The organism is Cupriavidus sp. F041 (genome assembly GCF_057814235.1).
Genome location: NZ_JBVASY010000001.1, coordinates 1,445,637 through 1,468,321, shown reverse-complemented (window position 1 = coordinate 1,468,321; position 22,685 = coordinate 1,445,637). Strand labels below are relative to the sequence as shown.

Here is a 22,685-nt window from a genome sequence, read left to right as displayed (position 1 = left end):
GCCGCGCGTCTCCCATAGTGAAGAACGCCATCCTCGGCCGAGGATGGTTCGAGTTCCGCGTCGCTTGAGGTGCTGCAGGTCAATACACGCCGTGCAGGCAAATGTCCGAATCCAGCTAGTCCCGCCCACCCAACGGAGTAGCATGCTGGTTATGAAACTCGATCCGGACACCTGCTACAAGGCCGTTGCCTCGCACGACCGCCGCTTCGACGGGCGCTTCTTCGTGGGCGTATCGTCCACCGGCGTCTACTGCCGGCCGGTGTGCGCGGTGCGTACACCCAAGCGCGAGAACTGCTCCTTCTATGAAACCGCGGCGGCGGCCGAGAAACAGGGCTTTCGCCCCTGCCTGCGCTGCCGTCCCGAACTGGCACCGGGGCACGGTCTGGCCGATCTGTCGGGACGGCTGGCCCAGGCGGCGGCCACGCTGATCGACGATGGCTTCATGGCCGATGCCGGCGTCGCCGCCCTGGCCGCGCGCATCGGCGTCACCGAGCGCCACCTGCTCCGGCTGTTCGATGCGCAGTTTGGCGTCTCGGTGCTGGAGTACGCACAGACCCAGCGGTTGCTGCTGGCAAAGCGCCTGCTGACGGATACCGCGCTGACGGTGACCGATGTGGCGTACGCCGCTGGGTTTGGCAGCGTGCGGCGCTTCAACGACGTGCTCAAGACGCGTTACGGGCTGACGCCGCTGGCGATGCGCAAGCGCGCTGCCGACAGCGTGGCCGAGGAACTCGTGTTCGAGCTGGGATACCGTCCGCCGCTGGCCTGGGCGGCTTTCCTGCAATTCCTGGGAGTGCGGGCAGTGGACGGCATAGAGCAGCTTGCCGATGGCAGCTATGCGCGCACGCTGGCGATCGACAGCGGGGGCCGCACGCATCTCGGCTGGCTGCGGCTGGCGCATGTGGAGCGCCGCCATGTGATCAAGGTCACCTTGTCGGGTTCGCTGGCGCACGCGATTCCGCAGGCGCTGGGGCGCGTGCGGCGCTTGTGCGACCTGGGTTGCCGGCCCGATGTGGTCGACCAGCACCTGGGGCCCCTGGCGGCCGGGGCGCCCGGCATGCGCCTGCCCGGCGCGGTGGATGGTTTCGAGATCGCCGTGCGCGCGGTTGTGGGCCAGGTGATCTCGGTGAAGCATGCCCGCACCCTGCTGGCGCGGCTGGCCGAGCGCCACGGCCGCGTGCTGGCGCAGCCGGCGCCTTCCCTGCGCCTTGCCTTCCCCGACGCCGCCAAGCTTGCCGCGGTGACGCCGGAGAGCCTGCGCGAGATTGGCATCCCGCTGGGCAAGGGCCGGGCCATCCACGCCATCGCCAGCCGCGTGGCGGCCGGCGAACTCAAGCTGGAACCCAGCGCCGCGCCGGAAGACACGCTGGCGCGCCTGCGTGCGATCGACGGCGTGGGCGACTGGACCGCGCAATACGTGGCCATGCGGGCGCTCGGCTGGCCGGACGCCTTCCCGGGCACCGACTATGTCTTGCGCAAGGTGCTCGGCATCGCTACCGTGCGAGGGATGAGCCAGCACGCCGCGCAGTGGGCGCCGTGGCGCGCCTACGCAGCCATCCACCTGTGGCGGCGCCACGAAGACAGCAAGCCGGGACAAGAAGACAAGGAAAGAGGCGCACCATGATTGCATACCGTATCGTTGCCAGCCCGCTGGGCGAAGTCCTGCTGCGCGCCGATGGCGCGCGTTTGAGCGGAGTGTTCTTTGCCGGGCAGAAGTACTACCCGGCGGCGGCCATGCCGGATGCCGATGTCCCCGCCGCCGCGAAGCCGGTCTTCGAGCAGGCGGCCGACGAGCTGGCCGACTACTTTGCCGAACGCCTGCAGGCCTTCTCGATGCCCACGATGCTGGCCGGCAGCCCCTTCCAGCGCAGCGTCTGGCAAGCGCTGTGCGAGATCCCGTTCGGCGAGACCACCTCCTATGGCGAACTCGCCGCCGGGCTCGGGCTCCCACCCACGCACGCCCGCGCGGTAGGCGGCGCGGTGGGGCGCAACCCCTTGTCGGTCATCGTGCCCTGCCACCGTGTACTGGGCGCCAGCGGCGACCTGACCGGATACGCCGGCGGCACCGACCGCAAGCGCGCGCTGCTCAGGCTGGAGGGCACGGCCGCGGCAATGGCGCTGCCCATCCTGCGCCAGTCAGCGTTGGCGTTTGAGTGAGCGGGCACGGCGCAGGCGCTGCCGCGCAAGTTGGCGAGAGGATACCGATGGCGCGCCTGTTCGTGGCAATCGAAATCCCGCAGGCGCTCGCCGGCGCGCTGCTCGCGCGCGTGCCCCGCGTGGCGGGTATCCGGCCGGCGACGCTGAACCAGATCCACCTCACGCTGCATTTCCTCGGCGAGCAGGACGAAGCCGCGGCGATACGCATCGAGCAGGCGCTGGGGACGGTGTCATGCGCGGCCTTTGCGCTCACCGTGAAAGAGGCAGGCTATTTTCGCAGCCGGCGCGCGAGCGTGCTGTGGGCGGGGTTGGAGTCCAACGCGGCGCTGGATGATTTGTCCGCGGGCGTGGAGCGGGCTCTCGCCGGGAACGGTATCGGCATGGGTATCGGGCATGATGAGAACAACGTGTTGCCGGATTCTGGCTCACGGCCTCAGGCGCGCTTCCATCCGCATATCACGCTGGCCCGTTGCACGCCCGCCGTGGCGCACACCACGCTGCAGGCATGGCGCGACTCGCAGTCCGGGCTGGTGTGCGAGCCGTTCCAGGTCGATCGCTTCATCCTGTATCAAAGCCGCCTCCTTCCCGGTGGCGTGCAGCATGTGTGCCGACGCGCCTATGCGCTGAATGCGAGCGAGGATCCGCCGGCAGGCTGATGGCGCATTCGGCTCAAGCCGTCAGGCCAGGTTGCTCAGGCCAAGCGCAAGGCCCAGCCCAAGCAGCGCCGAGCCAATCACGCGGTCCAGCACACGCTGTCGCTTCAGCATCGCGGTGCGCAGCGCGGGCGTGGTGAAGCAGCACGCAATCAGCCCGAACCAGACCAGGTGCGCCAGCGACATGAACAAGCCATAGCCGAACTGCACGGACAGCGGCGTTTGCGTGTTCACCACCTGCGTATAGGTGCTGACCACGAACAGCGTGGTCTTGGGATTGAGCGCATTGGTGAGAAAACCCATCTTGAGCGCGCCGGACGAGCTCATGGCAGGAATCCCCCCATCCGCCGCGAGCGGCGCAGCGCTGGTGTCCGGCACGCGCTTGCGCAAGGTCTGGATGCCAATCCAGATCAGGTAGGCGGCGCCGAGGATCTTGACCACGGTCAGCAGGCCATGCGCGTGCTCCATCAGCAGCGCCACGCCGAACATCGTGTAGAAGACGTGCACCTGCACGCCCAGCGCGATGCCGAGTGCGCAAAGCAACCCGGCCCTGCGGCCATGCAGATAGCTGTTGCGCATCACCATGGCGAAGTCGGGGCCGGGGCTGGTGACGGCCAGCACGGTGATGGTGGCGACGGCCAGGAGTTCGGTGAGGGGATGCATATCGTGTGAGTATCTCTGACGGGGATGGGCGAGGAGCCTTGTGGCCTGTGGTTGGAACCAGGACAGGAGTGCCGCTATTTTCAGTGTCCGCGTAGTGCGGCACAACCGATTTATACTCGTGCAAATCAGTGAGAATAACTGACATATCGAGGCGATCATGCACTGGCTGGGCGGGATACGTTTTTTCGAGGCGGCGGCGCGGCACCAGAGCTTCATGCGGGCAGCCGACGAACTGCACCTGACCCACGGCGCGGTCAGCCGGCAGATTCGCCAACTGGAGGAGGCGCTCGGCGTGGCGTTGTTCGAGCGGCGCAACCGGGCCGTCTTCCTGACCGAGTCCGGACACATCCTGCATGCCGCCGCCACGCAGTCGCTGGAAGTCCTGGCCACGGCGGCCGAGCGCATCCGCGCGCACGGGCAGCACAAGGCGCTGGTGCTGTCGTGCGAACCCACCATTGCCATGCGCTGGCTGATTCCCCGCCTGCCGCGCTTTGCCGAGGCGCATCCTGACGTGACGCTGCACCTGATGGCCGCCGGGGGGCCGGTCGACTTCGCCCGCAGCGGCGTGGACCTTGCGCTGCGCCGCAACGATTTCCACTTCGGCACGCATCTGCACGCATGCGAGATTGCCGAGGAATGGGTGGGCGTGGTGTGCCGCGCCGGCACACCGACGGCGCGGGCGCCGGCCTTGAGTTCGCTCGCCCGCCTGCACACGCGCTCGCGTCCCGATGCCTGGCAGCGCTGGGCCCGGGCTGCCGGCAGCACGCAGCGCTTTGGCGCGGATGCCTGGTACGAGCATTTCTACCTGACCATCCAGGCCGCCGCGGCCGGGCTTGGCTGCGCCATCGCCTCGCGCCTGATGGTGGCCGACGAGATGGCCGATGGCCGCATCGCCGCGCCGCGTGGGTTCGTGCGCGACGGCTCGTCCTACCACCTGCTCTCGCCGGTGGCGTTCGAGCGCGACGAGCGGCGCCGGGCAGTCCGCGACTGGCTGTGCCAGGAGGCGCAAGCGTCGCTCGGCGCGGACCCGGCCACGGCAGCCGCGCAGGCGGGCATGGCAAATGGCCGCCGCCGCGGCAAGAGCGCGACGGACCAGGGGCGGCGTGCAAAGGCATCCTAGATCACAGGCCGGCAAAACCCGGCGAGTCCGCGCGGATCGCCGATGCGTAAACCCGCCCGGGCGGGCTACCCCACGGAAGTCTGTCTCAAGTTTTGCCACACTCCGCCGTTGTCCAAACAAGAGCTTGCACAGCGGCGGGCGCCGCCCTTAACATGCGGCGCTGGCCGCTCGCAACCCCGATTGCATTTCGATTGCAACCCGGTAAGCGGGCAGCCCGAATTCCCCGTCGCAAGCCAGTCTGGCGCGACGCAGGCCTCTCTCAGACGTTTGCGTGATTTTCATGAGTCTCCAAGATTCCCCGGAGCAATCCGAGCTTGACGCCGGCGCGTTGCCAGACGACCGCTATCGCCTTACCCATTCCTCGCAGATCGGCACGGTGCTGCGCGACCTTGCCTGGCAGAAGTGTAGCCTGAACGTGCGCGCGCGTACCGCCCACGAGATGGTCACCACCGTGCTGCATGTGGACCCGGCCAGCCGCACTTTTGTCTTCGACTGGTGCCGCACCGAGCCCGAGCGCGAAGCGTTGCTGGCTTCCAGCGAGAATGCCTTTTCGGCGTCCCTGCGCGGCGTGCCGGTGAACTTCATCATCGGTACCCCCGAGACCACCCAGTTCAAGGGCGGCCCGGCCTTCTCCGCGCCGTTCCCGGAGAAGCTCTACCACTTCCAGCGCCGCCGCCATTTCCGCGCGCGCACGCTGGTGACCAAGGGCTACGTCTGCACCATCAAGATGAGCGACGGCACAGTGCTCACGCTCGATATTGCCGATCTCTCGCTTTCGGGTGTCGGCTTGCGCTCCAAGACCGTGGATGCCACGAAGTTGCCGGTCGGCACCACGATCCCGGGCGTGCAGCTGGATTTCGGCGCGCTGGGCAAGCTCACCCTGAGCCTGCAAGTGGTGGGCCACTGGCTCGCCGGGCACAATGACAGCGCCATCCACCATTTCGGCTGTGCCTTCTCCAATCTCGATGGCCGCATGGAGAACTTCCTGCAGCGCCTGGTGTTCGCGCTGGAACTAGCCAGCCGGGGTTGAGCGACGCTGGCCGCACGCAGCGCCGTTCGCTGACGACGCGAGCGCGCCGGCCGGCTGCCTCGCCATGCCGGCATTGCCCGCCGGTGTCTTCCCGATTCTTGTCTTTCCTTCCAAGCATGTCTCCGGCCCGGCAGCCTGGCTGCCAGGGTCCGCTGCTTTGCGCCGATTCGCTAAATTTTGCGTATCCGCAAAATTTGGGTTACGCTTGCCGACATCGGATCTGCCGATGAGGGGCTTCCCGCAACGGCGCACGCATGGATGAAGGAGGGCTTCGATGACAGCATACGATTCCGCGGATTTCCTGGTGATCGGCGGCGGCATTGCCGGTGCCTCGCTGGCCTACTGGCTGGCCCAGGCCGGGCGCGTGATCGTGCTCGAACGCGAGGCGCATCCCGGCTACCATTCCACCGGCCGTTCGGCCGCGCTGTTCATGGAGAGCTACGGCACGCCGCAGGTACGCGCGCTCACCATGGCCAGCCGCGCCTTTCTGGACGCGCCGCCGGCCGGTTTTGCCGAGCATCCCGTCCTGAGCCCGCGCGGCGCCATGACAGTGGGCAAGCCGGGCGAGGCCGCGGAACTCGACCAGCATTTCGAGGCGCTGGCGGCGCTTGGCGCACGCGCGCAGCGCCTGGACCGTGACGCCACCTGCGCCCTGGTGCCGGTGCTGCGTGCCGGCAAGGTGCTCGGCGCGGTGCTGGAGCCCGATGCCGCCGACATGGACGTGCACAGCCTGCACCAGGGCTACCTGCGCGGCATGCGCCAGCGCGGCGGCACCCTGGCGTGCGATGCGGAGGTGACGGCGATCGCGCGCAACCAGGGCTCGTGGGAAGTGCGGACAGGCGAACGCGCCTATCGCGCGCCGGTGGTGGTCAATGCAGCCGGCGCCTGGTGCGACGTGGTGGCCGCGCTGGCCGGCGTCAGGCCGCTGGGGCTCACGCCCAAGCGGCGCTCGGCCTTTGTCTTCGCGCCGCCCGAGGGCGTGGAGATCGCGCACTGGCCCATGTTCGTCTGCTTCGACGAGACCTGGTACCTCAAGCCCGACGCCGGCATGCTGCTGGGCTCGCCCGCCAATGCCGATCCGGTGCTACCGCACGATGTGCAGGCCGAGGAGATGGACATCGCCCTTGGCATCCATCACATCGAAGACATGACCACGCTCGCCATCCGCCGCCCGGCCCGCGTCTGGGCAGGCTTGCGCTCGTTCGTCGCCGACGGCGACCTGGTGGGCGGATTCGACGACCAGGCCGAAGGTTTCTTCTGGGTGGCCGCGCAAGGCGGCTACGGCATCCAGACCTCGGCCGCCATGGGCGAGGCCTGCGCCGCGCTGGTACAGGGCAAGCCCTTGCCGCAGCGCATCGCGGATTTCGGGCTGACCGAAGCCATGCTCGGACCCGGCCGGCTGCAGCGCTGAATCGCTGAAGCGCTCAGGCGCGGCGCCGATCCACCGCTCAGGCCGCGCTGATGCGGATCCGGTTGCGGCCGGCCCGCTTCGCTTCATAGAGCGGCCGATGGCGCGCATCGCATAGACGCTGCCTGCTGCCACGGCTCAGGCGGCGATCAGCTTGCCGATGGCGGCCGCGGCTTCACGCATTGGCGGCAACAGGCGGGAGATCATCTCGGCTTCCGATACCTGCGCCGCGCGCACGCTTACGCTGATGCCGGCCATCACGGTCCCCGAGATGCCGCGCACCGGCACCGCGATGGCGCGCAGGCCAGGTTCCAGTTCTTCGTCGATCACCACGTAGTCCAGCTCGCGCGCTTTCGCGAAACTGATTTCCAGCTCGGGGCGCGAGATCTTGGTCTGCAGCGTGCGCGGGCGCAGATCGACGTGGTCGAAGAAATCCTCCAGCGCCGGCTCGGCGAGGTGGGCCAGCAGCAGGCGGCCGATCGAGGTGCAGTAGGCCGGCAGGCGGCTGCCCATGCCGAGCGAATAAGTGAGCACGCGCTGAACTTCCGAGCGCACCAGGTAAAGGATGTCGGTGTCGTCCAGGATGGCGAGCGCCGAAGTCTGCTGGATGCGCGTGCTTAGGCTGTCGAGGATAGGCTGGGCCAGCGACACCAGGGAGGTCGACGAGAAATACGCGTGTCCCAGGTGCAGCACGCGGGGCCGCAGCGCGAACTGGCCGGCTTGCTGGCTGACGTAGCCGAGCTGCTCCAGCGTGTACAGGCAGCGCCTGACCGATGCCCGCGAAAGCTGGGTGCGCTGGGCCACCTGGGAGATGGTGAGCGGGCGCTTACGCTCCGAGAAGGCCTCCAGCACGCTCAGGCCGCGTGCCAGCGATAGCATGAAGTTCGGGTCGCCGGAGAAGCTGTTGAGCAGGTCTGCCTGGGGCCGGGCGACGCGGACAGTGGCGGCCGTTGCCTGGCCAGGGCTGGTAGGAGGGGGGGCGTCCATGTGTGCGGGTGCGCGCGGGTTGTTCGATAATCGCGCATCTTAAACCGGCTGGGCGCCTCCGGCCAGCGCTTTCGTCAGGCACGAGCCCCGGTTTGGTGCGAGAAGGGGCCCGGCGGGCAAAAAAACGTCGCCGTCTCAAGTTGGCGGCGACCGGAAGGGGTTCGTCATCAAGACGGGGGCCTTGGCGACTCTTCCAGCATAGGGCGTGGTGCGCAGACATTAAATACAACTTCGGGGGGGATCGGTGTGCCGTCATGGCCGCGCCCGAGGCGGCTGGCGGGACGTTGCGCCCGCCCCCACGGCGGGACGGGTAAAATCGCGTCCTTGTTGCCGCCGCCGTCCCGTCCCCCCCGCCGCCAGGCATTGCGCGGTTCGGGCGGCGCCCGCATTCCTCCGCGCAGCCCCGAATTGAAGCCAGCCATGACCAATCAGCCCGAATTTTCGCCCGAAACCAATGACCACGACGCCGGCGGGGACAACGCAGACAAGATCCAGGAGCCGCGCCTGTGGCGCGCCGACGGCTGGACCGCTCGCGTGATCAAGAACGAGGATGACGAGGGTTGGGCCGTTGCCATGATCAAGGATGGCGAGCCGGAGCCTGCCCTGGTGGGGCCGTGGACGATGGGGCGCGACAAGAAGAACCCCAAGCCGCTCGATGCCAATGCCTTTTCGACGCTGGTCAAGACGGCCTCGGAAGTGCTGCGGCGGCATGAGCAGCAGTTGCATGCCATGTTGCACAAGAGTGTGGTTGTGGATACGGATGCTGCGCGGATCAGTGTGACGCTGGATATTGTGCCGGATGAGGATAATCCTTATGCGGTGCTGAGTGCTGTTGATGAGAATGGGGATGAGTTGGCGCAGGTGCGGGTGTCGGCTGGGTTTAAGTTGAGTAAGGCTAGTGCGGGGGATTGGATTGAAAGTGAGTATCGGAAGCCGCGGTAGGGGCTGATTGACTTCAACTTCAACTTCAACTTCAACTTCAACTTCAACTGCAAAGGCTTAAAGTCAAAGGCGGTTTCACCCCCTGCGGGGGGCGACCTACTTTTTTGTCTTGCCAAAAAAGTAGGCAAAAAAGGCGCGCCGGATGGGGCGACCCCCCCTCGTCGGCAGACAAAAAGAGCGGCCGGGACCCAAACTCGCATCGCCTTATGGCGATACTCAGACATGGGTCCCTCTTTTCCGCTCTTTTTGCCTGCCGACGAGGCGCCCCATACGGCCTGGTGAACCTTTACGGCTCGCTTCGCATCGCGCACCGACGGCTACACCGAATCGTTGTTCGGCGGCTGCGCTGTTGTTTCGGCCATCGGATATCGAATGTTTGGCGCTCGCTATGCCGTTGTGCCGCAAGAAGCCTCTGGGCTTCGCTTTCCCTGGCGCTGACACGTATTTCGTATCCGGAATCCCGGAATGGCAAAACCAAGAACAGTGAAGCAACTGTGCCCTAGCGCCGCGCAGCCGGCGCGAGCCGCGTGATCAGCGTGGCGTGCCGTGGATGCGTTGCCAGCAGGCTGTCGGTGTCGGCCAGCTCGAACTCGCTGAACTCGAAGCCTGGCGCCACCGTGCAGCCTACCAGCGAGAATCCGGCCGGATCGCTGCGCTCGGCGGCGAACCAGCAGCCGGCCTTGACCACGGCCTGGAAAACCGCGTCGTCATGCGCGAGCGCGTTGCCCAGCCGGTGCGTGGTGAGGCCGCCACCGTCCTCCAGCACGTGTACGTCGAGCGGGCCGCCCGCGTAGAAGTGCCACACTTCGTCGGAGCGGATGCGGTGCCAGGCGGAGTACGCGTTGTCGCACAGCAGGTAGTAGATCGCAGTGGAAGCGGCATGGGTGGCGGGGCCGCCGATTGCGCCTTCGCGTGCCACGCGCGCCGTATCGCGGTGGGTCTCGCGGTAGTAGCCGCCTTCCGGATGCGGCTGCAAGCCAAAGCGTTGGATCAACTGGTCTTGCGAGGCGGGTTGGGCAGACATGCGGGGCTCCGGGTTCGGTAGGCGCCATGATGCCCGCACGTGGGCGCAACAGGCAACATGCCGGAGCGCACGGTGCCACCAGGCGGTCGCCACCCGCCAGCCAGTTCAGGGCGCGGCTGGATTTGCCGCCGGGCCGATCCATGCGCGTACAGCGCGCACCGCTTCGTCGTCGCGCCGGTGCGCCGGATAGACCAGGTAGTAGCCATCGCCTTCAATTACCGGGCCGCAGGGCTGCACCAGCGCACCGCTGCGCAGTTCCTCCGCCACCAGCGTCAGGCTCAGCAGGGCCACGCCCTGGCCGGCCACGGCCGCGAGGATGGCGTGGGTTTCGTCGGAGAAGGTGGGGCCGCTGGCCACGTCGAGCCGGTCCAGCGCGGCTTCTTGTTGCCATAGGGCCCAGGTGACAGGACGGCGCGCATTGTTGCGCCGCGCGTGATGCAGCAAGGTCTGGCGGCGCAGCCCCGCGGCGCTCTTCACGCCGAGCGCCGGGCTGCACACGGGCGCAAAGCGTTCGCGCCATAGCAGCTCGGCGGCCAGCCCGCGCCATTTGCCGCTGCCGTAGCGGATCGCCGCGTCGGCCTGGCCCGCGTGCAGGTCCACGGGATCCAGCGAGGCATGCACGTGCAGGTCGAATCCGGGCGCTACTGTCCGCAGCCCCGGAGCGCGGGGCAGCAGCCAGCGCGCCGCGAAGGCAGGCGTGGCCGATACCGTGAGCGTCTTGCGCGGCGGCGGGGCCCGCAGCCTGGCCACCGCCTGTTCCAGCGCATCGAAACCATCGCGTGTGCCGGGGTACAGCGTGGCGCCATGCGCACTGAGCACCAGCCGGCGCGGCAGGCGCTCGAACAGCATCACGCCCAGCACTTGCTCCAGCAGCCGCAACTGGTGGCTCACCGCTGTCGGCGTGACGGACAACTCTTGCGCCGCGCGCTTGACGCTCAGGTGCCGCGCCGTGGCTTCGAAGGCGCGCAATGCCGACAGCGGCGGCAAGCGCCGGGGCTTGGGATCAGATGAGAAATTCTCAGGCATGAGACGGAGAAAGGATCGGTTGTCGACGCGTTGAGGCAAGTCTACATTGCCAATACCGTCAGTGATCAAGTTCAACCGCATGCCCGGAGCCATGAGCATGGCTCATGCATGACGCAACCGATACGGATACCCGAATGACTCACCTGCTTCATATCGACGCCAGCGCCCGCCCTGGGCGTTCGGGCGCGGACCCCCACGGCTCGCACACGCGCCGCCTCTCGCACCGCTTTGTCCGCGGCTGGCAAACAGCGCGCCCCACCGACACCGTGACCTACCGCGACGTGGGCCGGCAATCTCCCGCCCCCGTCAGCGGCGACTGGATACGCAGCGCCTTTACGCCGCCTGCGCGGCGCGAGCCGTGGATGGATGCGTTGCTGGCCGAGAGCGACCGGCTGATCGAGGAGATCGAGCACGCCGACGTCGTGGTGATCGGCGTGCCGATGTACAACTTCGGCATGCCCGCGCAACTCAAGGCTTATATCGACAATATAGTGCGCGTGGGCAAGACCTTCGGCTTCGACCGCGAACGCGAGGGCGAGCCGTACTGGCCCATGCTGGCAGGCGGCGGCAAGCAACTGGTGCTGCTGACCTCGCGCGGCGACTACGGCTATGCGGACCGCCTGGCCCGGCTCGACCACGCCACCCCCGGCGTGCGCGCCGCGTTCAGCTACATCGGTATTGACGATGCGCTGGAGGTAGCCATCGAATACGACGAATTTGGCGGTGACCGGCTGGCGGCCTCGGTGGCGCGGGCCGAGGCGGAGGTGGATGCCGCTGTCGCCAGCGCGATGCGGCGCATGGACGGCATGGCTGACTTCACTGGCGCCCCGCTTGCCTGACATCTGCGCCACTTACGTTTTTCTTTGCATCCACGCCGCGCTGCGCGGCGTATCTGGTCTAACCGCGCGTTTCACGTGTGGCCGGACCGGCGCGATGCGCTGCCTCCCCGCAAGCAAGCGGCGATCCGCCGATCGCCAGAAGGAGACCATCATGAAGAACCATTGCCTCAAGCTGTTGATGACTTCGGCCGCACTCGCCGGACTTGCCGCCTTGGCGGCTCCCGCCCAAGCCACCGGCCCCAAGGACAGCCCGGTGGCGGCGGACCGCTATGGCTACGTTTTCCATGCCTCGCGCTTCAATGTGTACAGCGATGGCGCACGGTTCGACCCGGCCGCGTCCGACGCCGATGCCAGCCGGACGTGCAAGCCCGATCCGTTCTCGGACGGCGCGCATAAGCTGTCCGGCATGGACCGTACTGGCGTTTCCTCTGACCCGGCACGGAAGGTCGATCCCTTCCTGGACGGCGCGGAAAAGCTGGCCGGCATGGATCGCTCCGGTGTTTCCTCGGATCCCGCGCGCAAGTTCGATACGTTCCAGGACGGCGCCCACGCCTGACGATCGGCGCGCTAGCCCCGCGCCCGCGGCATCGCCCGTTCTTTCAGGGTTTTTGACGTTGGCATGCAAGACAACGCACTTCACCGTGCCGCCTTGGTGGCACACTACTACCTATGCCCGTCGGCGCGAGCGAGTCGCTCGCGCCGGGCGGAAACAGCGCAGGTGCGCAAGCGCGGGAGATCGGTGTGGGTGAGTTGCAGTCCTTGCTGGAGAGCCACGGCGTCATGCTGGTGTTTCTCAATGTGCTTGCCGAGCAGGCCGGGCTGCCGGTGCCGGCCGTTCCCATGTTATTCGTCGCCGGCGCGCTCGGCATGCGCGAGGGCGGCCCGGCGCTGGGCGCGGTGCTGGCGGCGGTCATCCTGGCCTGCCTGATTGCCGACACGGCCTGGTACTTCGCCGGCAAGCGCCTCGGGCAGCCCATGCTGCGCACCATCTGCCGCGTGTCGATCTCTCCCGACAGTTGTATCCGCCAGACCCAGTCGCTGTACCTGCGGGTGGGTCCGCGCTCGCTGGTGTTCGCCAAGTTGCTGCCGGGCGCCGGCGCGCTGTCCACGGCCATGGCCGGCATGACGTCCACGCCTTTCCTCGTCTTCCTGTTCTATGACGCGATCGGCGCGCTGGTGTGGGCTGGCGGTGCGTTGCTGGTGGGCGCGGTGTTCACCGATTTCGTCGAGGTCATCCTGAGCACGTTCAGCACGTATGGCCCGGTGGCCGTGATGGTGCTGGTGGCTGGGTTCGCGGCCTTCGTGGCGTGGAAGTTCTGGCGCCGCGTGCGCCTGCTGCGCCGCACGCGCCTCGTGCCCCGCATGTCGGTGAGCGAACTGGAGGCGCGCCGCCACGGCGATCGCTTTCCGCTGGTCCTGGATGTACGCAGCGACGCGGCCGAACGCATCCCCGGCGCCATGACCATTGACCTGAACGCGCCGCTGGCCTTGCTCTCCGACCATCCGCGCACGGCCGACATCGTCATCTACTGCGCGTGTCCGAACGAGGTGTCGGCCGCAATCCTGGCAGAGCGGCTCAAGTCCGCCGGTTATGCCAATACCTGGGCGCTGGCCGGCGGCTTCGACGAGTGGAAGCGGCTGCATGGCGAAGTGACACCGGCCCCTGCCGAAGAGGGAGCCGAGGCGGCGCTCACGCCACACGCGGGCGGTCCCGGCGCATTGCGCTAGTCCGCCGCCAGGCCAGTTGGCCGACGGCCCGCCGGGTCAGCAGCCGACCCAGTAGGCGTAACCCACCAGCCGGTCGCCGAGGAAGTACAGGCGGTACTGGTCGCCGTCGCCATCCAGGGTGTAGAGCGTGGTGTAGGCGAGGTGTTCGAGCGGATCATCCTCGTCGCGGTCGGCGGGGCTGCGCACCTTGCCCGGCGCTTCGGCCACCTTCCAGTGCGGGTTCTTGCGCAGGGCCGCGTTGATCTGCGTCAGCGTGGAGGCCGCGGTGATGTCATGGCCTTCGAGCTTGAGCGTCAGCCCGGCCGGAATGCCATGTAGTGCGCGGATCACGGCGTCGCCGCTGCGGCCCACTTCGATCAGCGCATCCGGATAGCGGTAGTCCATCAGCTGCTCTTCATCGAGCGCCGTACCGCATTCTTCCTGGTTGGGCGTGATGTCGGGCGGCTTGCCCCAGGCGGCCTGGACGTCCGCCATGCTGCTCAGGCCGCGCAGGGCCACCAGCGGGCGGGCCAGCGGCGCGGGGGCGAAGACGGGCGTGTCGTCCGGCTGGGCGGCGTCGTCGGCGCGAGCGGCCTGCGCATCCGAGGCAGTTGCCGCCGCGGGGGCGGCCGGCGCCGGTTCGTTGCGTTCGCAGCCGGGCAGCGCGGCCAGCGCCGCACAGGCGGCGAGGGTGGACAGGTAGCGGGACAGCGCGTGGCTTTCGGGGTCGTTCAGGCGGAGCATGTTGCAAGAATAGCCGCTAGGGCGGGGACGGCGTCAGGTGCGCAACCATACACCGAAGCGCGTCCGCTGAAAATGCCCGTGTGTGGCATGCCGCACATGGGGGCGCCGCCCCGTCCGGTCTCGGCACGCCGTGGCGCCGCCTATACTTGGGCGGGGATCTGCTAGGGAGGATCGGCATGCCAGTCGAAGACCAGGCTTCCGGAGACGAGTCGGCCCGCATCGCGCGCCGGCGCCGGCAACTCGGCATTGCCAGGCGCATCCGCGATGGCGACGGCAACTGGGCCGTGGCCCTCTCCGGCGGCGGGATTCGCAGCGCCACCTTCAGCCTGGGCGTGATGCAGGCGCTGGCCAAGACGCCGCCGCCGCCGGTGGCCGGCGCGCCCGGAGCGCCACTGCATGACGTGGCGCGCGACGGCGGGCAGCCTGCTACACCGGCGGCCATGCCTGATGTCACGCAGGACGCCGTACAGGAAGGCGATGGCCCCGCGCCTGCCTTCACCGCGCCCCCGCCAGCCACGACCGCGCTGCTTGGCCAGTTCGATTACCTCTCCACCGTCAGCGGTGGCGGCTACCTCGGCGCCTTCTTCTGCAGCCTGTTCGTGCCCGGCCGCCTGAAACCGGGAACGACGCCGCCCGAGGCCGCCGCGCTTGCCTACCGCACGCTGCGGCAGGAGCCGCCGGGACGCATTCGCTCCTCGGTGTCCTACGCCGCCGACCCCGGCCGCGCCGCCGTGGCGTGGTTGCGCGAGAACGGGCGCTACCTGACGCCCACCGGCGCTGGCGATTCGCTCTACGCGGCGTCGCTGATGGTGCGCAACTGGTTTGCCATGCAATACGTGATCGGCAGCGCGCTGCTGTTGCTGCTGGCATTGCTGGCCCTGTCCCGCCATCTCGCGGTGGGGACCTGGCTCGACCTGGGCCGGCATGAGATGGACCTGCTGCACGACGCGCGGCAGGTGTTCAACGAGGGCGGCCTGGCGATCTGGTGGAGCGAGTTGCTATGGCTGCCGCTGGCCGCGCTGCTGCTGTTCGCGGTGCCGCCTGGCCTGGCTTACTGGCTGGTCTACCCACGCGCCGGCGACGGGCGGCCGGCGTTGCGCTTCGATAGCCTCGCCACGCGCCTTGCCGCGCTGGCTGGCGTTGTCATGCTGGGGCTGGCCGCCTGGCTGCACAACCTCGGGCCGGGGCTGGTGGTGTCCTGCCTGCTGCTGGCCATCGCGGTGCTGACCTTGCTGGGCGTGGCATGCTGCTTTGTGCTGTGCCGGAGCCAGCCTGCCACCGTGCAGGCCTACCGAGTGCGTGCCACGCGCGTGCTGAGCCATGCCGTCGGCGTGGCGCTGTGGCTCGCGGCGCTGGGCGTGGCGGATACCGTGGCGCGTACCTTCTACCTCTACACGCAGGCTACGGGCCATCCGTGGGGCGCGCTCGGTCCGGCGGGGATGCTGGGCGGCCTGGTTTGGCTGATCCGCTATGGCGCGGGCCTGCTCGACGGCAAGGGCAGCGATGGCAAGGGGGGGACGTGGCTGTCGCGGCTGCCAGTGTCGCTGTTGGCCGGCATCGCCGCCGCCGTGGTGGCGTTGCTGGTTTTCGTCATGTGGTCGTGGCTGGTGTTGTGGGTGAGGTGGAATGGGCGCGAGCCGGTCGACTGGCTGGTGTTCGGCACGGGCTACACCACGCCGGTGCTGTCCGCGCTGAGCGCGATGGCGCTCGGGCTCACGCTGATTGCCGGGCGCTTTGCCGGCTTCCTGAACCTGTCCACGCTGCAGCAGTTCTACTCGGCCCGCCTGACCCGCGCCTACCTCGGCGGCTCCAACGGCCAGCGCTTCGCGCCCGGCAGCGGGGCGGCACCGGCGCAGCAGCACGCCAGCCAGCGTGCCAGGCTCAGCGTGGCCGAGCCCGAGGCGGGCGATGCGCTCAGCCTGAACACCTACTACGACCCCGCCATGCTGGCGCCGCTGCACCTGATCAACGTCACGCTCAACCTCACCGTGGATCCCGCCGAGCAACTGGTGCAGCGCGACCGCAAGGGCAAGCCGCTGTGCATCGCGCCCGGGCCTTTCATGTTGCCGCCCACGGCCACGCGCGCCGTGCCCGCGGATTCCTTCGTGCGCTTCACCGTGGACGGGCAGCTGTATTACCCGGAGACGCACAAGGCGGGCGGCAGCGAGCTGTCGCAGTCGCGCACGCTCGGCGACTGGATCGCTACCTCCGGCGCGGCGATCTCCACCGGGCTGGGCCGCTCGACCACGCTGGGCACGTCGCTGTTGCTGGGGCTGGCCAACCTCCGCCTGGGCACCTGGTGGCCGTCGTATCCGCTGGATGCCGGCAGCGCGCCGCGCGCCGGCGGCGCCGACCGCGACTGCGTGCAGGCGGACCGTGCCGGGTCGCCCTGGCTGGGCGGCTTTATCACGCTGTTCCGCACCCAGTACTACCTGGCGTGCGAGCTGAGTGCGCGCTTTCATGGCACGCGGCGCGGCTGGCAGTATCTGTCGGATGGCGGCCATTTCGAGAACACGGCCGTGTATGAGCTGCTGCGTCCCGAGCGCGGCGTGACGCTGATCGTGCTGTGCGATTGCGGGGCGGATCCCCAATACCAGTTCGGCGATCTTGCCAACCTGATCCGGCTGGCGCGTATCGACATGGGGCTGGAGATCGTGGTGGACACCGCGGCTGCCGGCGACGATGTGCTCGGCAGCGTGTTCGGCACGCCGGCGGATTTCCTGCCGGCGGCGCGGCAGGCGTCGAGCGAGAAATGCGCGATCCTGCTGAACGTGTTCCGCGCCGCCGAAGCGGCCGCTACGCGCCGGCCGGTATCGCGCATCGTCTTGCTCAAGCCCTGCATGATTGGTTCGGCGCCGGCCGATGTGCAGCAGTATGGCGCCGGCCATCCCGCGTTTCCGCAGGAGCCGACCAGCGACCAGTTTTTCGACGAGGCGCAGTGGGAGAGCTACCGCGAGCTGGGTTTTGCCATTGGCCAGCGCGTGTTCGGCGGTGGGGCGGAGGGCGATGCGGTGGCGCGCGCCCTATGGCTTCACTGAGCCTGCGGCCGGGCGCCCGAAGCCCGCCGGGCACGGTGCCGGCGGGCTAGCCTGGCTTTCTGTTACCGGTTGACCACCTTGGCCGGCATCGCCAGCACCAGGAAGCAGCTCGCCAGCAGGCAGCCGGCGAACAGGATCAGGCCCGCGCTTGGGCTATGGAAGGTGTCCTTCAGCCAGCCCAGCAGGTAAGTGGCCGCAAAGCCACCGAGGTTGGCGATCGAGCAGGCCAGCGCAATGCCGGCGGCGGCCGCGGTGCCGCTCAGGAAGGTCGACGGCAGGCACCAGAACACCGGGAAGGTGGCCACGATGCCCACGTTGGCCAGCGTCAGCATCAGCACGGTGGCGGAGGTGGAGCCGGTGACGAAGGTGCTGCCCACCAGGCCGGCGGCGCCCGCCAGGATGGGAATCACGATATGCCAGCGGCGCTCGCGCATCTTGTCGGAGTGGGCGCCGTTGAGCAGCATCGCGATCACCGCCACCGCGTGCGGGATCGCGGTCAGCAGGCCGATCTGCAGCGGGCTCGCCACGCCGGAGTCGCGGATGATGGTCGGCATCCAGAAGCCGATCGAGTACGTGCCCATCAGCAGGCACATGTCGATCAGGCCCAGCATCCACACGCGTTTGTCGGTAAAGGCCGCCTTGAGCGAGTGGCTGCTCTCCACCAGCACGTCGGTGTCCAGGTTGCGCTGCAGGGTGCGCTTCTCGTCGGCTTCCAGCCACTTGGCGTCCTTGATGCCGTTGGGCAGGTAGAAGAACACCATCACGCCCAGCAGCACCGAGGGAATGGCTTCCAGGAAGAACAGCCATTGCCAGCCGGCCCAGCCGTGCATGCCGGCGAAGGCGGTCATGATCCAGCCGGAGATCGGGCTGCCGATCATGCTGGCCAGGGGCAGGCCCATCATGAACAGCGCGATGATCTTGCTGCGCTTGTGAGTGGGGAACCAGTAGGTCAGGTACAGCAGCACGCCGGGCAGGAAGCCGGCCTCGGCGGCGCCCAGCAGGAAGCGCAGCACGTAGAACTGCGTTGGCGTGTTGACGAACATGGTGGCGCCGGACAGCAGGCCCCACGTCACCATGATGCGGGCGATCCAGATGCGTGCCCCCACCTTCTGCAGCACCAGGTTGCTCGGTACCTCGAACAGGATGTAGCCCACGAAGAACAGTCCGGCGCCCAGGCCGTAGACCGTTTCGCTGAAGTGCAGGTCGTCCAGCATCTGCAGCTTGGCCAGTCCGACGTTGATGCGGTCGAGGTAGGCGGCGAGGTAGCAGGCGCAGAAGAACGGGATCAGGCGCCAGGTCACCTTGCGATAGATGTCTGGCTGCGCTGCCGCGGGTAGCACGCCCGCCGCGCCGTCTTGATACTGATACGACATGTTTACTCCTTTACTGTTTTACCGTTGTCTACCGTGTGGATATCTTTGCCACCGCTGTCGCCGCTTGGGTGCTGTTGCTTATGCAAGCAGCGGGCCAGGGCCTGCGCAGTGATGGATGTTCGATTTTTATGGTTTCCGGCGGGCTGGCCGGGATGTTACGCGCCGTCCTTGTGCAGGGGCGGCACCGCTTTCCTTCATCCGGCACTCATGTAGTGCCTTCTACATGAAGCGTTCAGCGTAAGCTACATGAAACAAGCTCGCAAGGGAGCGATGGCGGTTTTCTCCTCGGGGTTTTCCCGTGCCGCGCGGCAGCGGGCGGTGGCAAGGTGGCCTGCCGCAGGAATTGACGGATCGGTGGCCTCAGGCCGGCCTGTTTTTGTTCAGTGCCTGCTTAATGAGATGGAGCTGCGCGCAGCCGCGCGAGTGTGTCGTCCACGTTTTCCCATGCGGGTTTGTCGGGGGCGAAGCGGGCGCGCAGGTAATGCACCAGCTGCGTCAGTTGACGGTCGTCGAGGCTTTCGCCGAAGGCCGGCATATAGCCCAGTTCGCTTGCCGCCGGCGTGGGAATACCGTCGAGCAGCACGCGGATCAGGTTGTCGGGCTTGTCGCCGTGCAGGTTGGTATTGAGCGCGAGAGACGGCTTGATGCCGAACTGCCTGATGCCCTGGTCGCCCTGGTGGCAGACCGCGCAGGCATTCAGGTAAAGGCGCGCGGCAGGGCCGCCAAGCGCATGCGCCGCGGTGGCGCTGCGCTGCTCGAGCAGCATGGCTTGCGCGCTTGCCGCCGCCGCATCCGGCCCGGTCTCGCCGAACGACGCCACATAGTGCGCGATGGCGCGCACATCGTCCTCCGGCAGCAGCGCCAGTTCTTCCACCACCGGCGCCATCGGTCCGGCGGCGGCGCCATGATGTGGCGCGTAGCCGGTGCGCAGGTATTCAAACAGCGATTGTTCCGTCCACGGCACCGGCGCATGCGAGAGCTTGCCCAGCGCGGGCGCCTCCCAGCCTTCGGCTTCGCCGCCGCCCAGGTAGAGGCGGCCGCCGCGTTCGGCGCCCAGCGCATTGCGCGGCGAATGGCAGGCGCTGCAATGGCCCAGGCCCTCGGCCAGGTAGGCGCCGCGGTTCCACTGCGCCGAGCGGGCCGGATTGGCCTCGAAGGGCTTGGCGCGGTGGAACAGCAGGTTCCATCCGGCCATCAGCGGACGCAGGTTGTAGGGGAAGGCCAGCGCGGTCTCGGGCGCCTTGGTGCGCACCGGCTCGGCGGCCATCAGGTAGGCGTAGAGCGCCTGCAGGTCGCCATCGCTGACCTTGGCGAAGGCGGTGTACGGGAACGCCGGGTACAGGTGCCGGCCATCGCGATGAATGCCCTGGCGCATGGCGCGCTCGAACGCCGCGTAGGACCAGCTGCCGATGCCGGTCTCGACATCGGGCGTGATGTTGGTGCTGTAGATGGTGCCGAACGGCGTATCCAGCGCCAGCCCGCCGGCATTGCGCACCCCGTTGGGTGCGGTGTGGCAGACCGCGCAGTCGCCCGCGGCGGCCACCAGCCGGCCGCGTTCGATGGTGGCGGCGGAATAGAAGCCGGCTTCGGGCGGGGCGACCGGCGCGATCGGCGCGCGCCACGGCATCGCGGTGGCGAACAACCCGACGGCGGCGGTGGCGCCGGCCAGCAGCCAGTTGCGCTTGCGCGCGGCGCCTCGCTTGCTGGCGCCGTCGGCACTGCCCTGCGCGGCAAGCGCAAGGCGGATACGTTCGCCGCTGAACGGCGGCTCGCGCAGGCGCACGCCGGTGGCGTCGAAGATGGCGTTGGCCACGGCGGGCGCGGCGGGCAGGGTGGCTGCCGCGCTGGTACCCAGCGTGGTGGTTGCCGCACCGAGCGCGCCGGCAATGCGTACCTGCGGCAACGGCGCGGTGGCGAGCGCGGGCAGGCCGGCGTCGTGCCGTGCCGGCAATGCCGGTGCCGCTGTGCCCGGCCAGCTGTCGAAGCTGCCGCCGGCGATGAGTTGCTGCGCCGCCCGCGCGGCTTCCTGCTGCAAGGCCAGGGCGTTGCCCGCGCCTTGCTCGCCCGCATCGCTGTCATGGCCAAGCGTGACACCGGTCACGTTGACCTCGCCGGTGCTGGCATCGACTTCAACTTCGGCCACCCAGGCGGACCAGCTTTGCACGGGCTGGCCCGCGTTGGCTTCGCCGGCTTCGATGGTGCTGGCATAGGCAAATCCGCGCCCGCGCCGTACATTCTGGTTCGCTTGCGTGCGTTCGCCGCGCGGCTGCCAGTTGGCTTGCGCCGCGACCCGGCGCACCAGGCCGGCCCCGCGCGCGTCGTCGAGATGCCGCAGCCGCAAGGCCACAGGATCCTGTGCGCTGGCTGCCGCTACCTCGTCCACGTGCGATTCATGCGCGAAGACATAGGCCCTTGCCGTCTGGGCGGGCGTGCCGGCGGCGCGCGGCAGGCCGGGCGCGCCGGCCTGCGTCACGCTCAGGCTGGCGAAGCGGTAGGGCGGCAGGATGGCGTCGCCCCGGGTTTCGTCGCTTGCGCCGGATGCATCCAGATCGATCTCGCCGACCGGCGCCGGCGTGCCGGTCAGCCATAGCGCAAGCGGCGGGGCCGCCATCACAGCCGCGCTGCCGCGCGCATCGACAGCCGCATTGACTGTGTAAGCGGCGATCTCGCCATCGACCGTCCATGCGCTCTCGATATGGGTATTGACCTGTGCCTGCGTGGCGCCCAGCTCATGCGCTTCGACGCGCACCCGGACCGTGCCGCCGGCGGCCTGCGCCAGCAAGGCGGCATCGGCAGCCGCATGATGGGCGTACTGCGTATCTTCGCCGGCGCCGTTGTTGTCGCCGTCCATGGCCTGCCAGCAGACCAGCGTGATGCGGTCTTCGCCGACGCCTAGCAGGGCCGCCAGTTCCGTGCGCAAGGCGCCGGGGTTGCGGCTGGGCAGCCAGACGCGCAGCGCGCCATCGCGCCAGTCGGCGACGGCGGTGCAACCTGCTGGTTGCAACCCGGAGAGCGGCCATTGATAGTCTTGCGCGCTCCGGCCCGTGGCGTGCGCCATGGCCTGCGTGGTGTCACCGTGCGCGGCAAGCAGGCGGTGGGTGAGCGGCGCGCCAGGGCTGGGGGGCGCTTGCCAGCGGGCGCGCAGCACGCCGGCTGCCTGCGCGGCCTGCTGCGCCGTGTCGGCGGCAATGCCCAGGAAATCGCCGCGCCGCACTACCGAAGCAACGCCGGGCAGTGCGCGCGCAGCGGCTTCGTCGCATCCAAGCAGCCGTGCGCTGCGCAGGCTGCCTGCGTGCCATTCCAGTACGGGAGGGCGTATCACGTGGCCTGCCAGCCATTGCCGCTCGGGCGGCGGCTGCCATGCCGTCACGCTGTCCTGGCCGATCACGAGTTGGTCGCGCCCGCTCATGGCGTGCATTCCGGGGCGGCAGCTTGCCGCAGCAGCACGGCGGCGCGCCGGACCGCGCGCAGGATCTCCACATGCGTGCCGCAGCGGCAAAGGTTGAAGCGCAGTGCCTCGCGGATCTGCGCTTCGTCGGGGTCCGGGTTTTCCGCCAGCAGGGCCTTGGCGGTCATGATCATGCCGTTCAGGCAATAGCCGCACTGCGCCGCCTGTTCGTCGATAAAGGCCTGCTGCACCGGGTCGGGCTCGCCCGGCGCGCCCAGCCCGTCGAGCGTGGTGATGGCGCGCTGCGCCACCGCTTTCACGGGGATCACGCAGGAACGTGCCGCCACGCCATCCACCAGCACCGTGCAGGCACCGCACTGCCCCAGCCCGCAGCCGTATTTAGGACCGTTGCAGGCCAGGTCGTTGCGCAGGATATAAAGCAGCGGCGTGCCGGGATCGACCTCGGCATCGAGCTGGTATGTGGTCCGGTTGACCCGGAGGCACAGGGGGCGGGGCGTGTTCATCGTGGGGCTGGGGGCGTTTTAGAACATCACTCGCGTGGCCGGGCGCCCGTTGGGGGCGCCCG

The 22,685-nt window shown here is 68.5% G+C and carries 19 protein-coding genes; 11 read left to right on the top strand and 8 right to left on the bottom strand.

Annotated elements, in window-relative coordinates; genetic code table 11:
* Positions 1-151 precede the first annotated feature (151 nt).
* The 3 genes from ACZY0R_RS06680 to thpR are packed head-to-tail and all read left to right on the top strand — an operon-like array spanning position 152 to position 2,813.
* Positions 152-1,624 carry an AlkA N-terminal domain-containing protein gene (locus ACZY0R_RS06680; RefSeq protein WP_488859541.1) on the top strand — a complete coding sequence of 491 codons (1,473 nt, stop codon included), beginning with the start codon at positions 152-154 and terminating at the stop codon, positions 1,622-1,624.
* Positions 1,621-2,157: a methylated-DNA--[protein]-cysteine S-methyltransferase gene (locus ACZY0R_RS06675; protein ID WP_488857686.1), complete on the top strand. Its 537-nt coding sequence runs from the start codon at positions 1,621-1,623 to the stop codon at positions 2,155-2,157. The genes ACZY0R_RS06680 and ACZY0R_RS06675 overlap by 4 nt, the downstream gene beginning before the upstream one ends.
* A 47-nt stretch (positions 2,158-2,204) precedes the next feature.
* The gene (gene thpR, locus ACZY0R_RS06670) at positions 2,205-2,813 is read left to right on the top strand and encodes an RNA 2',3'-cyclic phosphodiesterase (RefSeq protein WP_488857685.1); all 609 of its coding nucleotides are present in this window, start codon (positions 2,205-2,207) and stop codon (positions 2,811-2,813) included.
* Positions 2,814-2,834: 21 nt separating this feature from the next.
* Here thpR and ACZY0R_RS06665 read toward each other — a convergent pair whose 3' ends face one another.
* The gene (locus ACZY0R_RS06665) at positions 2,835-3,473 is read right to left on the bottom strand and encodes a LysE family translocator (protein ID WP_488857684.1); all 639 of its coding nucleotides are present in this window, start codon (positions 3,471-3,473) and stop codon (positions 2,835-2,837) included.
* Between the two features lie 157 nt (positions 3,474-3,630).
* Here ACZY0R_RS06665 and ACZY0R_RS06660 point away from each other — a divergent pair, with 157 nt between their 5' ends.
* The 3 genes from ACZY0R_RS06660 to ACZY0R_RS06650 all read left to right on the top strand — a co-directional run bounded on the left by ACZY0R_RS06660 (position 3,631) and on the right by ACZY0R_RS06650 (position 7,034).
* Complete coding sequence (locus tag ACZY0R_RS06660; protein WP_488857683.1) at positions 3,631-4,593, top strand: LysR substrate-binding domain-containing protein; 963 nt, start codon at positions 3,631-3,633, stop codon at positions 4,591-4,593.
* A gap of 280 nt (positions 4,594-4,873) precedes the next feature.
* A complete protein-coding gene (locus ACZY0R_RS06655) occupies positions 4,874-5,623 on the top strand; it encodes a flagellar brake protein (RefSeq protein WP_441631362.1) in 750 nt (249 codons plus the stop codon).
* Between the two features lie 274 nt (positions 5,624-5,897).
* A complete protein-coding gene (locus ACZY0R_RS06650; RefSeq protein WP_488857682.1) occupies positions 5,898-7,034 on the top strand; it encodes an NAD(P)/FAD-dependent oxidoreductase in 1,137 nt (378 codons plus the stop codon).
* A 135-nt stretch (positions 7,035-7,169) separates the two neighbouring features.
* Here the strand turns inward: ACZY0R_RS06650 and ACZY0R_RS06645 are convergent, their stop codons facing one another.
* Positions 7,170-8,018, bottom strand: a complete 849-nt coding sequence (locus ACZY0R_RS06645; RefSeq protein ID WP_045240097.1) for an IclR family transcriptional regulator domain-containing protein — start codon at positions 8,016-8,018, stop codon at positions 7,170-7,172.
* Between the two features lie 420 nt (positions 8,019-8,438).
* Between ACZY0R_RS06645 and ACZY0R_RS06640 the strand changes: the two genes are divergently transcribed.
* Positions 8,439-8,960, top strand: coding sequence for a hypothetical protein (locus tag ACZY0R_RS06640; RefSeq protein WP_488857681.1), 522 nt, complete (start codon positions 8,439-8,441; stop codon positions 8,958-8,960).
* A 499-nt stretch (positions 8,961-9,459) separates the two neighbouring features.
* Here ACZY0R_RS06640 and ACZY0R_RS06635 read toward each other — a convergent pair whose 3' ends face one another.
* A complete protein-coding gene (locus ACZY0R_RS06635) occupies positions 9,460-9,984 on the bottom strand; it encodes a cupin domain-containing protein (RefSeq protein ID WP_488857680.1) in 525 nt (174 codons plus the stop codon).
* Between the two features lie 105 nt (positions 9,985-10,089).
* Positions 10,090-11,010, bottom strand: coding sequence for a LysR substrate-binding domain-containing protein (locus tag ACZY0R_RS06630; RefSeq protein WP_488857679.1), 921 nt, complete (start codon positions 11,008-11,010; stop codon positions 10,090-10,092).
* Between the two features lie 134 nt (positions 11,011-11,144).
* Here ACZY0R_RS06630 and ACZY0R_RS06625 point away from each other — a divergent pair, with 134 nt between their 5' ends.
* From ACZY0R_RS06625 to ACZY0R_RS06615, 3 genes are all read left to right on the top strand, one after another.
* Positions 11,145-11,849, top strand: coding sequence for an FMN-dependent NADH-azoreductase (locus tag ACZY0R_RS06625; protein WP_045240100.1), 705 nt, complete (start codon positions 11,145-11,147; stop codon positions 11,847-11,849).
* A 151-nt stretch (positions 11,850-12,000) separates the two neighbouring features.
* Positions 12,001-12,405, top strand: coding sequence for a copper resistance protein CopQ (locus ACZY0R_RS06620; protein ID WP_488857678.1), 405 nt, complete (start codon positions 12,001-12,003; stop codon positions 12,403-12,405).
* Positions 12,406-12,590: 185 nt separating this feature from the next.
* Positions 12,591-13,577: a VTT domain-containing protein gene (locus ACZY0R_RS06615; protein ID WP_488859539.1), complete on the top strand. Its 987-nt coding sequence runs from the start codon at positions 12,591-12,593 to the stop codon at positions 13,575-13,577.
* A gap of 36 nt (positions 13,578-13,613) precedes the next feature.
* Here the strand turns inward: ACZY0R_RS06615 and ACZY0R_RS06610 are convergent, their stop codons facing one another.
* On the bottom strand, positions 13,614-14,300 hold the full coding sequence (locus tag ACZY0R_RS06610; RefSeq protein ID WP_488857677.1) for a hypothetical protein: 687 nt from the start codon (positions 14,298-14,300) through the stop codon (positions 13,614-13,616).
* A gap of 176 nt (positions 14,301-14,476) precedes the next feature.
* On the opposite strand from ACZY0R_RS06610, the gene ACZY0R_RS06605 reads away from it, so the two are divergent.
* Positions 14,477-17,338 carry a hypothetical protein gene (locus tag ACZY0R_RS06605; protein ID WP_488857676.1) on the top strand — a complete coding sequence of 954 codons (2,862 nt, stop codon included), beginning with the start codon at positions 14,477-14,479 and terminating at the stop codon, positions 17,336-17,338.
* 62 nt (positions 17,339-17,400) lie between these two features.
* On the opposite strand, the gene ACZY0R_RS06600 is transcribed toward ACZY0R_RS06605, so the two are convergent.
* From ACZY0R_RS06600 to ACZY0R_RS06590, 3 genes are all read right to left on the bottom strand, one after another.
* Positions 17,401-18,711, bottom strand: coding sequence for an MFS transporter (locus ACZY0R_RS06600; RefSeq protein ID WP_488857675.1), 1,311 nt, complete (start codon positions 18,709-18,711; stop codon positions 17,401-17,403).
* A 391-nt stretch (positions 18,712-19,102) separates the two neighbouring features.
* The gene (locus ACZY0R_RS06595) at positions 19,103-22,120 is read right to left on the bottom strand and encodes a c-type cytochrome (protein ID WP_488857674.1); all 3,018 of its coding nucleotides are present in this window, start codon (positions 22,118-22,120) and stop codon (positions 19,103-19,105) included.
* Positions 22,117-22,623: a (2Fe-2S)-binding protein gene (locus ACZY0R_RS06590; RefSeq protein ID WP_488857673.1), complete on the bottom strand. Its 507-nt coding sequence runs from the start codon at positions 22,621-22,623 to the stop codon at positions 22,117-22,119. Before ACZY0R_RS06590 ends, ACZY0R_RS06595 begins: the two co-directional genes overlap by 4 nt.
* Positions 22,624-22,685 lie beyond the last annotated feature (62 nt).

What these genes read in the sequence shown, in the direction of transcription:
- ACZY0R_RS06630 (WP_488857679.1), bottom strand. Translation starts at nt 11,010, where the DNA reads ATGCCTGAGAATTTCTCATCTGATCCCAAGCCCCGGCGCTTGCCGCCG.
- ACZY0R_RS06595 (WP_488857674.1), bottom strand. Translation starts at nt 22,120, where the DNA reads ATGAGCGGGCGCGACCAACTCGTGATCGGCCAGGACAGCGTGACGGCA.
- ACZY0R_RS06675 (WP_488857686.1), top strand. Translation starts at nt 1,621, where the DNA reads ATGATTGCATACCGTATCGTTGCCAGCCCGCTGGGCGAAGTCCTGCTG.
- ACZY0R_RS06640 (WP_488857681.1), top strand. Translation starts at nt 8,439, where the DNA reads ATGACCAATCAGCCCGAATTTTCGCCCGAAACCAATGACCACGACGCC.
- ACZY0R_RS06635 (WP_488857680.1), bottom strand. Translation starts at nt 9,984, where the DNA reads ATGTCTGCCCAACCCGCCTCGCAAGACCAGTTGATCCAACGCTTTGGC.
- ACZY0R_RS06660 (WP_488857683.1), top strand. Translation starts at nt 3,631, where the DNA reads ATGCACTGGCTGGGCGGGATACGTTTTTTCGAGGCGGCGGCGCGGCAC.
- thpR (WP_488857685.1), top strand. Translation starts at nt 2,205, where the DNA reads ATGGCGCGCCTGTTCGTGGCAATCGAAATCCCGCAGGCGCTCGCCGGC.
- ACZY0R_RS06600 (WP_488857675.1), bottom strand. Translation starts at nt 18,711, where the DNA reads ATGTCGTATCAGTATCAAGACGGCGCGGCGGGCGTGCTACCCGCGGCA.
- ACZY0R_RS06590 (WP_488857673.1), bottom strand. Translation starts at nt 22,623, where the DNA reads ATGAACACGCCCCGCCCCCTGTGCCTCCGGGTCAACCGGACCACATAC.
- ACZY0R_RS06620 (WP_488857678.1), top strand. Translation starts at nt 12,001, where the DNA reads ATGAAGAACCATTGCCTCAAGCTGTTGATGACTTCGGCCGCACTCGCC.
- ACZY0R_RS06625 (WP_045240100.1), top strand. Translation starts at nt 11,145, where the DNA reads ATGACTCACCTGCTTCATATCGACGCCAGCGCCCGCCCTGGGCGTTCG.
- ACZY0R_RS06680 (WP_488859541.1), top strand. Translation starts at nt 152, where the DNA reads ATGAAACTCGATCCGGACACCTGCTACAAGGCCGTTGCCTCGCACGAC.
- ACZY0R_RS06605 (WP_488857676.1), top strand. Translation starts at nt 14,477, where the DNA reads ATGCCAGTCGAAGACCAGGCTTCCGGAGACGAGTCGGCCCGCATCGCG.
- ACZY0R_RS06655 (WP_441631362.1), top strand. Translation starts at nt 4,874, where the DNA reads ATGAGTCTCCAAGATTCCCCGGAGCAATCCGAGCTTGACGCCGGCGCG.
- ACZY0R_RS06650 (WP_488857682.1), top strand. Translation starts at nt 5,898, where the DNA reads ATGACAGCATACGATTCCGCGGATTTCCTGGTGATCGGCGGCGGCATT.
- ACZY0R_RS06645 (WP_045240097.1), bottom strand. Translation starts at nt 8,018, where the DNA reads ATGGACGCCCCCCCTCCTACCAGCCCTGGCCAGGCAACGGCCGCCACT.
- ACZY0R_RS06610 (WP_488857677.1), bottom strand. Translation starts at nt 14,300, where the DNA reads ATGCTCCGCCTGAACGACCCCGAAAGCCACGCGCTGTCCCGCTACCTG.
- ACZY0R_RS06665 (WP_488857684.1), bottom strand. Translation starts at nt 3,473, where the DNA reads ATGCATCCCCTCACCGAACTCCTGGCCGTCGCCACCATCACCGTGCTG.